Source organism: Streptomyces purpurogeneiscleroticus (genome assembly GCF_020024005.1).
In the GTDB taxonomy this organism is placed as follows: domain Bacteria; phylum Actinomycetota; class Actinomycetes; order Streptomycetales; family Streptomycetaceae; genus Streptomyces; species Streptomyces purpurogeneiscleroticus.
On the sequence record NZ_NHSG01000462.1, the window covers coordinates 1 to 10,473 of the forward strand.

The window sequence follows — 10,473 nt, forward strand, 5'->3', positions numbered from 1 at the left end:
GACGGCGGGGTGGGCTTGGGCGCCGTGGCGGCAGGCCCGGAAACCGCCGGGACGGGCCCCGCCGGCGCTTCCTTCCCGCCGTTCTTCGGCGCGTCCGCGGCGCCGCCCGCAGGACGGTCGTCCGGGCGCGCGGCGGGGCTGCCCCCCGGCGTGCGGGGGGAGAGCGGCTGGGCCTCGTCTGGCAAGAGCAACTCCTCGCTGGGACCTTTCCCACCGGTGAACGGGCGGAAAAGAGCGGTGCCGGACCACCGGTCCACGAAGTGGCCGGGCTGCCATGGTATCCATGCCGGCAGCCACGGCTCGTCCGCGGGCCGATGCTCCTGTGGTCACAGCAAAAGGGCATCCGCATTTATGCCGGATGCCCTTTTACCTGCACTTTGCCTGGTTTTCGAACGGTGGACGGGGCCCTACATGACGCTTCCGGCACCCGACCGCCGCGGTCTCGGACGCGGCCTCAGACCGTGATCAGCGCCTCCAGCGGCGCCCCGTCGAGCCCCGCCGCCAGCTTCTCCCTGCCGTCGAGGAAGCCCAGCTCCAGCAGGACCGCCACGCCCGCGACCGCGGCGCCGGAGCGGCGGATCAGGGTCAGCGAGGCTTCCGCCGTACCGCCCGTGGCCAGCACGTCGTCGATCACCAGCACCCGGTCCCCCGGGGCCAGCGCGTCGGCGTGGATCTCGATCGTGGCGTGGCCGTACTCCAGCGCGTAACTCTGGCCGAGTGTCGCCCCGGGCAGCTTGCCGGCCTTGCGCACGGGCACGAACCCGACGCCCGCCTTCACCGCGACCGGGGCCGCGAGGATGAACCCGCGGGCCTCCAGCGCCACGATCTTCGTCGCGCCGACCTCGCCGCAGACCCCGGCCAGCGCGTCGGTCAGCTGCCCGAACGCCTCCGGGTCGGCCAGCAGCGGGGTGATGTCCTTGAAGACGACCCCCGCCTGCGGGTAGTCCGGTACGTCCGCGATCCGGCTGAGCAGGAGCTCGCGCAGCTCCGCGGGGGCGCTCATCGGCGCTTGCCCGACGGACGGCCGCGGCCGCGGCTGCGGGAGGACGGCTGGCTGCGCGGGCCGGCCGCCGAGCTGCCGGCCGCCGCCGGGGCGTCGTCCTGCGGCTCCTCGCCGGACTCCGCGCCGCCCTCGGCCGACCCCTGGGAGTCGTTCTTGGCGGCGGAGGCGCGCTTGGCACGGACCCGCCGGGCCAGCGCCTTCATCTGCGGCTCGCGCTCCTTGAAGTCGGCGACCAGCGGGGTGGCGATGAAGATCGAGCTGTACGCACCGGCCGCGAGGCCCACGAACAGGGCCAGCGAGATGTCGTTCAGCATGCCCGCGCCCAGGAAGCCGCCGCCCACGAAGAGCAGACCCGCCACCGGGAGCAGCGCCACGACCGTGGTGTTGATCGACCGCACCAGCGTGGAGTTGATCGACCGGTTGGCGATCTCCCCATAGGTGTACCGCGACTGCTTCGTGATGCCCCGGGACGCTTCCTTGAGGCTGTCGAAGACCACGACCGTGTCGTACAGCGAGTAACCGAGGATGGTCAGCAGACCGATGACCGTACCGGGCGTGACCTCGAAGCCGACCAGCGCATACACGCCGACCGTGATCGTGAGGTCGTGGATCAGCGCGATCAGGGCCGCCAGCGCCATCCGCCACTCGAAGGCGATGGCGAGGTAGAGCACCACGAGGATCATGAAGATCCCCAGGCCCAGCCAGGCCTTGTTCGCGATCTCCTCGCCCCAGCTGGGGCCGACCAGCTGGGTGTTGACGTCCTCGACCGGGACGTTCAGGTCCTTGGCCAGCTTCTCCTGGACCGGCACGGACTCCTTGGTGTCCAGCTCACTGATCTGGATCCGCAGACCGCCGTTGCCGAGCTTCTGGACCGTGGCCGGGTGGCCACCGGAAGCGGCCTCGGCCTGGTGCTGGGCCTGGGTCGAGGAGACGGAGGTCTTCGGAGTGGTGAAGACCGCGCCGCCGGAGAACTCGATGCCCATGTTCAGACCGCGGACCCCGAGGCCCACGATCGCCGTGATGGTGATCAGGATCGAGACGGCGTACCAGATCTTGCGCTTGCCGATGAAGTCGTAACCGACCTCGCCGCGGTACAGCCGGGCGCCGAGATTGCCGAGCTTGGACATCTCACGCCTCCTTCGTCTCGATGGGGGCGGAGGTGCGCCGGCCGCGGCGCAGCGGCGGCTTCGCGCCGAGACGCGTGGGATCCAGACCCGACCAGGGATGCCCGGAGTAGAAGAACTTCCGCTTGGCCAGCAGCGTCATCAGCGGCTTGGTGAAGAAGAAGACCACCACGACGTCCAGCAGGGTCGTGAGGCCCAGCGTGAACGCGAAGCCCTGGACCTTGCCGACGGTGACGATGAAGAGCACGGCGGCGGCCAGGAACGACACGAAGTCGGAGACCAGGATCGTGCGCCGGGCGCGCGGCCAGGCCCGCTCGACGGAGGGCCGCAGCGTACGGCCCTCGCGGATCTCGTCCCGGATGCGTTCGAAGTACACGATGAACGAGTCGGCCGTGATACCGATCGCGACGATCGCACCGCAGACGGCCGGGAGGTTCAGCGCGAAGCCTATGGCCGGACCGAGCAGCGTCATGATCGTGTACGTCAGGACCGCCGAGACCACGAGGCTCGCCAGCGCGACCAGGGACAGGCCGCGGTAGTACGCGATCAGGTAGATGACGACCAGCGCGAGGCCGATGGCACCGGCGATCAGGCCCGCGTTCAGCTGCTCGCCGCCGAGGGCCGCGGTGACGGTGGTCTCGTCCGCGATCTTGAAGGAGAGCGGCAGCGCACCGTAGGACAGCATGTTCGCCAGGTCCTCGGCGGACTGCTGGGTGAAGCCGCCGGTGATCTGGGCGTTGCCGCCCGCGATCGCGCTGCTCACCTGCGGGGCCGAGACGACCTCGCCGTCCAGGGTGATCGCGAACTGGTTCTGCGGCGGGGTCTTGGTGGCGATGTCACCGGTCACGTCGGCGAACTTCTTGCCGCCGGCGGAGGTGAAGTTCATCTGGACGAGCCAGCCCTGGCCGCCCTGCTGGTCGAAGTTGGCCTTGGCGTCGTCCACGTCCGTGCCCTCGACCTTGACCGGGCCGAGCACGTACTTCGTCTTGCCGTCGTCCTCGCAGGCCACGATCGAGTCGCTGGGCTTGGCGCGGGCGGCCTCCTCGGCCGCGGCGGAACGGCTCTCCTTGGAGGAGCAGTCCAGCGCCGCGAGCTTCTTCTGCAGCGCGGCGGGGATGTCGGCACCCGTGGGCGGCTGCTGGACCGGGGGCGCGCTGGGGGAACCGGTGGGCTTGCCGGAGGGCGACGGCGCGTCGTCCTTCTTGAGCGCGTCGCTGACGGCGCGGCCCTGCGTGGTGGGGCTGCCGGAGGGGGTGGCCGACGTGCTGTCGCCGCCCTGCTTCTCCTTCTCGCCGCTGCCGGCCTTCGGGCTCTCGGAAGCGCCCGGCGTGGGCGCCTTCGCGCCGGCCGCCGCGGTCAGCACCGTACGGAAACCGAGCTGAGCGGTGGTACCGACCTGCTGGCGGGCCTGCTTCGCGTCCGTCCCCTTGGGGATGTTCACGATGATGTGGTTGGTTCCCTGGGTCTGGACCTCGGCCTCGGAGACGCCGAGACCGTTGACACGCCGCTCGATGATGCCCGCGGCGGTCTTCATGTTGGTCTCGTTGATCGCGTTGGGCTTGCCCGGCTGGTTCTGCGCCTCCAGCGTGAAGCTCGTACCGCCCGCGAGGTCGATGCCCAGTCGCGGCGTCATGGTGCCGGAGTAGAACATCCCCCCGACCAGCGCCGCGATGACGACCAAGATCAGGACCAGGGCGCGCCCCGGCCTGCTCTGGGCCGCCGGCGACCTTCGGCCCTTGTTCGGTGCTGCCACCTTCTCGTATCTCCCTGTCCAACCGCCCGAGTCAGGTCAGTGCCGGACGGCCACGAAGTCTTGTGGGGACGTGCCCCCGCCGGAGCCTAGACGGTCCCGGAACCGCGGGCGCCGCTCCCGGCGCACCGCGGTTCCGTGGAAGTACGCGCCTACTTCGCGTCGGCGCCGCCGTCCTTCTTGGCGTCCTTCTTGACGTCCTTCGCCTCGGCGGCCTCGGCGTCGGCGGCCGCGGCCGGGGTCTCGTCGGCCTTCGGCTCCTCGGCCTTCGGCTCGTCGGCCTTCTCGGCGGTCTTCTCCGCGGGGGCGTCCTTGCCCAGGTCGATCTTCTCGGCGACGTCACCCTTACCGGTGGTGTCGTCGTCGCCGTCGTTGACGGCCGAGGCGCCGGTCAGGGAGGACAGGTCGTCCGGGACGACGGAGCCCTGCTCGGCGCCGTCGATGATTCGGTTGTACTCGTCGTCGGGCAGCACGGCGCCGATCGCGTTCTTCGCGTAGAGCGCGTGGACGCCCGGGGCCACCTCGAGGAGGACCGCGTCGTCGTGGATTTCCTTGACGGTGGCGTACATGCCTCCGATCGTGCGGACGCCGGTGCCGGGCTGCATTTCATTCCGCATCTGCGCAGCCGCCTGCTGCTTCTTCTTGGCGGAGCGCGTCATCAGGAACATGGCCCCGATGAGCACGATGAACGGGAGGAGAGTCATGATATTCACGGGACGGACATTCCTTCGCACGACCGCGGAGGCGCGGCCTTGTATACGGGGGTTGATATGCCGGACCGTACGGACGGCATCGGCGGAGTCTAAGCGAGTCCGCACCAGTGGAACAACGCCCAGCATCGCACCGCAGTTCCTGACCCGGCGAGTCCCCGCGCCGTCACGTCCCGAACAGCCCCTGCTGTCCGTTTCCGCCCGTCATCTGCTGCGGCGGCACCAGCCCAATATGCGCCCATGCGGCAGGCGTGGCAATGCGGCCACGGGGGGTCCGCGCGAGCAGCCCCTCGCGCACGAGGAACGGCTCGGCGACCTCCTCGACCGTCTCACGCTCCTCCCCCACGGCCACCGCCAGGGTCGACAGGCCCACGGGCCCGCCGCTGAACAGCTTGAGCAGCGCCGTGAGCACCGCGCGGTCCAGCCGGTCCAGGCCCCGCCCGTCGACCTCGTACACGTCCAGCGCCTGCTCCGCGATCTCGCGGGTGATCAGGCCGTCCGCCTTGACCTGGGCGTAGTCCCGTACGCGGCGCAGCAGACGGTTGGCAATACGGGGCGTACCGCGCGACCGTCCGGCGATTTCGGCGGCACCCTCGGTCTCTATGTCGACATCGAGCAGTCCCGCCGAGCGGTGGATGACCCGCTCCAGCTCATTCGGGGCGTAGAACTCCATGTGCCCGGTGAATCCGAACCGGTCGCGCAGCGGCGGCGGCAGCAGCCCCGCCCGTGTCGTGGCGCCGACCAGCGTGAACGGCGGAAGTTCCAGCGGAATGGCGGTGGCGCCCGGCCCCTTTCCCACAATCACGTCGACCCGGAAATCCTCCATCGCCATATAGAGCATTTCCTCGGCGGGCCGCGACATCCGGTGAATCTCGTCCAGGAAAAGCACCTCGCCCTCCTGGAGCGAGGAGAGGATCGCGGCGAGATCGCCGGCGTGCTGGATCGCCGGTCCGGAGGTGATACGGATCGGGGCGCCCATCTCCGCCGCGATGATCATCGAGAGCGTGGTCTTGCCGAGACCCGGGGCGCCGGAGAGCAGCACGTGATCGGCAGTGGCGCCGCGCGCCCGCGCGGCCCGCAGCACGAGGTCCAACTGCTCGCGCACCCGCTCCTGGCCGACGAACTCCTCCAGGTCCTTCGGGCGCAGCGCGGCCTCGACCGCCGTGTCCTCGCCGTCGGCGTCCGCGCCCACCAGCCGGTCGGCGCCGCCCGGCGGCAGGCCGGGGTCCTGTCCGTCCGCGGTGTCGGTGCTGTCGTCCCAGTTCACTGCGTACTGCCTCGCGTCGTCGGTGGGTGGAGTGCCGGATCGTAGGGGTACCCGGGCCGGCGCCCGGTCAGCGGGCCCGGTTCAGGGACTGCAGCGCCGCCTTCAGGAGCTGCGAGACCTGCGGCGTACCGCCGTCCGCGACGGCCGCCTCGGCCTGCGGGGCGACCGCGCCCACCGCCTCGTCGGCCTCCCGGGTGGCGTACCCGAGGCCGATCAGCGCGGCGTGCAGCTGATCGCGCCAGGCGGCCGTGACCGGGCTGCCGACCGCGGGCCCGGCGCTGCCGACCGGCTCGCCGAGCCGGTCCTTCAGCTCCAGCAGCAGCTTCTGCGCGCCCTTCTTGCCGATGCCGGGCACGGCGGTCAGCGCCTTCTCGTCGCCGGTCGCCACCGCGCGCCGCAGCGCATCCGGGCTGTGCACCGCGAGCATCGCCTGCGCCAGCCGCGGGCCGACGCCGCTCGCCGTCTGTAGCAGCTCGAAGGTCTGCCGCTCGTCGTCGTCCGCGAAGCCGTACAGCGTGAGGCTGTCCTCCCGTACGACGAGGGAGGTGGCGAGCTTCGTCTGCTCGCCGATGCGCAGCCCGGACAACGTATTGGGGGTGCACTGGACGGCCATGCCGATGCCGCCCACCTCCACGACGGCGGCATCGGGAGCCAGGGCCGCGACCGGGCCGGAGACGAAGGCGATCATGACGTGCCCTTCGGGGAGCGCTGATTCGTACGTACGGGAGCGGGGGTGCGGGGCGCGCCGGCGGGGCGCGCGGCGGGCGGGGTGCGCCGGGCGGCGGCCTGGGCCCGGGCCTGAGCCTGGGCCTGCTGGAGGCGGTTGGCGGCGTGGGCCTGCTGAAGGCGGTTCACGGCGGGCGCGCGCCAGATGTGACAGATGGCGAGCGCGAGCGCGTCCGCGGCGTCGGCGGGCTTGGGTGGCGCGTCCAGCCGCAGCAGCCGCGTCACCATGGCCCCGACCTGCGCCTTGTCGGCGCGCCCCGAGCCGGTGACGGCGGCCTTGACCTCGCTCGGCGTGTGCAGCGCGACGGGCAGCCCGCGACGGGCGGCGCACAGCATCGCGACCGCGCTGGCCTGGGCCGTGCCCATGACCGTACGGACGTTGTGCTGGCTGAACACCCGCTCCACGGCGACGTACTCGGGCCGGTGCGTGTCGAGCCAGTGCTCGATGCCCTGCTCGATGAGGACGAGACGGTCCGCGATGTCGGCATCGGAGGGGGTGCGGACCACTCCGACACCCACCATCGACAGCGGCCGCCCGGCCACGCCCTCGACCACGCCGACGCCGCAGCGCGTCAACCCCGGGTCAACGCCGAGCACCTTCACGGGTGTCCCCCTCCCCTCATGCCGCGCTGTCACCACCCGGCGCCGTACCGTTTCGGCCCTCCACCCCCACCACGGGGGTCGGAGATCCCCTGCTCAGCACAGTATCGGGTGGCACTGACAACGGGTGGTACCGGCGACACACGAACGCGAGACGGGCCGACAGGGATGATCCCTGCCGGCCCGTCAACAGCCGCAAAGAGCCGCAACGAGGTGGCTCAGGCGTCGACCTTCGCCATTACTTCGTCCGACACGTCGAAGTTGGCGAAGACGTTCTGGACGTCGTCGCTGTCCTCCAGGGCGTCGATCAGCTTGAAGATCTTCTTCGCGCCCTCTTCGTCCAGCTCGACCTGCATGGTCGGGACGAAGTTGCTGTCGGCCGAGTCGTAGTCGATGCCGGCCTCCTGGAGCGCGGTGCGGACCGCGACCACGTCGGTGGCCTCGCTGAGCACCTCGAAGGACTCACCGAGGTCGTTGACCTCCTCGGCGCCCGCGTCCAGGACCGCGGCCAGCACGTCGTCCTCGGTCAGCTCGCCCTTGGGGACGATGACGACGCCCTTGCGGTTGAACAGGTAGGACACCGAGCCCGGGTCGGCCATCGAGCCGCCGTTGCGGGTCATGGCGACGCGCACGTCCGAGGCGGCACGGTTGCGGTTGTCGGTGAGGCACTCGATGAGCACCGCGACACCGTTCGGGCCGTAACCCTCGTACATGATCGTCTCGTAGTCGGCGCCGCCGGCCTCAAGACCACCGCCGCGCTTGACCGCGGAGTCGATGTTCTTGTTCGGGACCGACTGCTTCTTCGCCTTCTGGATGGCGTCGTACAGCGTCGGGTTGCCCTCGACGTCCACGCCACCCATACGGGCCGCGACCTCGATGTTCTTGATCAGCTTCGCGAAGAGCTTGCCGCGCTTGGCATCGATCACGGCCTTCTTGTGCTTCGTCGTAGCCCATTTAGAGTGGCCGGACATCCGCCTGTCTCCTTCGCGTAACCCATTTCTGAAAACGAACGCCCTAGATCTTACCGGGGTCCCCTCACGCGGCGTGACGCACCATGTCCACGAAGAACGCGTGGACCCGGTGGTCGCCGGTGAGTTCCGGGTGGAAGGACGTGGCGAGGACGTTACCCTGCCGGACGGCCACCGTGTGACCGCCGTGCTCGGCCAGTACGTCGACCTCGGCGCCGACCGACTCGACCCAGGGCGCGCGGATGAAGACGCCCTCGACCGGTCCGCCGTCGATCCCGGCGACGTCGACCGCCGCCTCGAAGGACTCGTTCTGCCGCCCGAAGGCGTTACGGCGCACGATCATGTCGACGCCGCCGAACGTGTCCTGGTCGTCCCGGCCGTCCAGGATCTTCTCCGCGACCATGATCATGCCCGCGCAGGTGCCGTACACCGGCTTGCCCGCACGGATGAACGCGCGCAGCGGCTCCAGCATGCCGAAGACGCCCGCCAGCTTGGACATGGTCGTGGACTCGCCGCCGGGGATGACCAGGCCGTCGAGTTCGTCCAGTTCCTCGGGGCGGCGCACCGGGCGCGCCAGGGCGTCGGCGGACGCGAGCGCCGTGAGGTGCTCGCGTACGTCGCCCTGCAGCGCCAGCACGCCGATGGTGGGGGTGCTGTTGCTCATGTAGTTCCCTTACCAGCCGCGGTTGGCGTACCGCTCCGCCTCGGGGAGGGTGTCGCAGTTGATGCCGACCATGGCCTCGCCCAGGTCGCGGGAGGCGTCGGCGATGACCTTGGGGTCGTCGTAGAAGGTGGTGGCCTTCACGATGGCGGCGGCGCGCTTGGCCGGGTCGCCGGACTTGAAGATGCCGGAGCCGACGAAGACGCCCTCGGCGCCGAGCTGGCGCATGAGCGCGGCGTCGGCGGGGGTGGCGACGCCACCGGCGGAGAAGAGGACGACCGGCAGCTTGCCCAGCTCCGCGACCTCCTTGACCAGCTCGTAGGGGGCGCGCAGCTCCTTGGCGGCGGCGAACAGCTCGTTGTTGTCGCAGCCGCGCAGCTTGGCGATCTCGCCCTTGATCTGGCGGAGGTGGCGGACGGCCTCGACGACGTTGCCGGTGCCGGCCTCGCCCTTGGAGCGGATCATGGCCGCGCCCTCGGCGATGCGGCGCAGGGCCTCACCGAGGTTGGTGGCGCCACAGACGAAGGGGGTGGTGAAGGCCCACTTGTCGGAGTGGTTGACCTCGTCGGCCGGGGTGAGGACCTCGGACTCGTCGATGTAGTCGACGCCGAGGGACTGCAGGACCTGGGCCTCGACGAAGTGGCCGATGCGGGACTTGGCCATGACGGGGATGGAGACGGCGTTGATGATGCCGTCGATCATGTCCGGGTCGGACATCCGTGCCACGCCGCCGTCCTTGCGGATGTCCGCGGGGACGCGCTCCAGAGCCATGACCGCCACGGCACCGGCGTCCTCGGCGATCTTCGCCTCTTCCGGCGTGACGACGTCCATGATCACGCCGCCCTTGAGCTGCTCGGCCATGCCGCGCTTGACGCGGGCGGTTCCGGTCTCCGGGGACTGGGGCGTGGTGGGCGTGGTGGACACGATTGACCTCACTAAGTGCAGGTGGTTGTGCTGCTGCACCTAGAGAACCGTTTGTGTACGGGAGGTGAAAAGGGCCAATTGCAGGGCGGTGGCTCTTGGAGTGGCCTGCCCGGCCCCCGGCCCGGCCGCGGCTCCGCCGCCGTACTCGTACGGGGCTCAGGCCGCCGTGCGGTCCCCGAGGACCGCCGGGGCCTCGTCGTCCATCTCGAAGGCCATCGGGAACGGGGCGTGGCCCGCGAGCCGGAACCAGCGTACGACGCGGTGCCTGCGGACGGCGCGGGCCGCACGCACGGCGTCGTTGTGGAAGCGGCGGGCCATGGGGACGCGCCGCACCGCCGCGGTCAGCTCGGCGAGCGTCTGCTCGCCGCCGGGGGCCTCCCGTACGGCGTCGGTCTGCTCGGCCTCGTCGAAGACCGCGCGCAGCGCCTGGCTGAGCGCGCTCTCGGCGACCTCCCGCTGGTCCTCCTCGGCCTGCCGCGCCTCGTGGGCCGCCTGGTACAGGACGATCGAGGCGGCGGGGTCGAGGACGCCGGAGGTACCGAGCTCCTGCGCGACGGAGGCGCGGCGCAGGAGCTGCGCGTCGAGCGCGGCACGGGCGGCGTCGATGCGCGCGTGCAGCCGGTCGAGACGGCCGGCGGTCCAGCTCAGGTACACCCCGATGACGATGAGCGCCGCGAGGATCCAGATGAAGGTGGTCACGGGGCGTCACGATAGCCGCGCGGGGGCGGGCTCGGGCACGG

The 10,473-nt window shown here is 70.8% G+C and carries 12 protein-coding genes; all 12 read right to left on the reverse strand.

Annotation, left to right across the window (positions count from 1 at the left end; genetic code table 11):
• A partial coding sequence (locus CCS38_RS33770; RefSeq protein ID WP_372457195.1) for a hypothetical protein occupies positions 1 to 185 on the reverse strand: 185 nt, incomplete at its 3' end.
• A gap of 269 nt (positions 186 to 454) precedes the next feature.
• Positions 455 to 1,003, reverse strand: a complete 549-nt coding sequence (locus CCS38_RS33775; protein ID WP_223737279.1) for an adenine phosphoribosyltransferase — start codon at positions 1,001 to 1,003, stop codon at positions 455 to 457.
• Positions 1,000 to 2,130, reverse strand: a complete 1,131-nt coding sequence (gene secF, locus CCS38_RS33780; RefSeq protein WP_223737280.1) for a protein translocase subunit SecF — start codon at positions 2,128 to 2,130, stop codon at positions 1,000 to 1,002. The genes CCS38_RS33775 and secF overlap by 4 nt, the downstream gene beginning before the upstream one ends.
• 1 nt (position 2,131) lies before the next feature.
• Positions 2,132 to 3,880, reverse strand: a complete 1,749-nt coding sequence (gene secD / locus CCS38_RS33785) for a protein translocase subunit SecD (RefSeq protein WP_223737281.1) — start codon at positions 3,878 to 3,880, stop codon at positions 2,132 to 2,134.
• 149 nt (positions 3,881 to 4,029) lie between these two features.
• Complete coding sequence (gene yajC, locus CCS38_RS33790) at positions 4,030 to 4,590, reverse strand: preprotein translocase subunit YajC (RefSeq protein ID WP_223737282.1); 561 nt, start codon at positions 4,588 to 4,590, stop codon at positions 4,030 to 4,032.
• Positions 4,591 to 4,753: 163 nt separating this feature from the next.
• Positions 4,754 to 5,854 (reverse strand): Holliday junction branch migration DNA helicase RuvB, encoded by a 1,101-nt coding sequence (ruvB, locus tag CCS38_RS33795; RefSeq protein ID WP_372457196.1) that lies wholly within the window; start codon positions 5,852 to 5,854, stop codon positions 4,754 to 4,756.
• Positions 5,855 to 5,921: 67 nt separating this feature from the next.
• On the reverse strand, positions 5,922 to 6,542 hold the full coding sequence (gene ruvA, locus CCS38_RS33800) for a Holliday junction branch migration protein RuvA (RefSeq protein ID WP_223737283.1): 621 nt from the start codon (positions 6,540 to 6,542) through the stop codon (positions 5,922 to 5,924).
• Complete coding sequence (gene ruvC, locus CCS38_RS33805) at positions 6,539 to 7,183, reverse strand: crossover junction endodeoxyribonuclease RuvC (protein WP_223737284.1); 645 nt, start codon at positions 7,181 to 7,183, stop codon at positions 6,539 to 6,541. Before ruvC ends, ruvA begins: the two co-directional genes overlap by 4 nt.
• 215 nt (positions 7,184 to 7,398) lie before the next feature.
• The gene (locus CCS38_RS33810) at positions 7,399 to 8,151 is read right to left on the reverse strand and encodes a YebC/PmpR family DNA-binding transcriptional regulator (RefSeq protein ID WP_223737285.1); all 753 of its coding nucleotides are present in this window, start codon (positions 8,149 to 8,151) and stop codon (positions 7,399 to 7,401) included.
• A gap of 64 nt (positions 8,152 to 8,215) precedes the next feature.
• Positions 8,216 to 8,812: a pyridoxal 5'-phosphate synthase glutaminase subunit PdxT gene (gene pdxT, locus CCS38_RS33815; RefSeq protein WP_223737286.1), complete on the reverse strand. Its 597-nt coding sequence runs from the start codon at positions 8,810 to 8,812 to the stop codon at positions 8,216 to 8,218.
• 9 nt (positions 8,813 to 8,821) lie between these two features.
• Positions 8,822 to 9,733 carry a pyridoxal 5'-phosphate synthase lyase subunit PdxS gene (gene pdxS / locus CCS38_RS33820; RefSeq protein ID WP_030251686.1) on the reverse strand — a complete coding sequence of 304 codons (912 nt, stop codon included), beginning with the start codon at positions 9,731 to 9,733 and terminating at the stop codon, positions 8,822 to 8,824.
• Between the two features lie 156 nt (positions 9,734 to 9,889).
• Positions 9,890 to 10,432: a LemA family protein gene (locus CCS38_RS33825; RefSeq protein WP_223737288.1), complete on the reverse strand. Its 543-nt coding sequence runs from the start codon at positions 10,430 to 10,432 to the stop codon at positions 9,890 to 9,892.
• Positions 10,433 to 10,473: the final 41 nt, after the last annotated feature.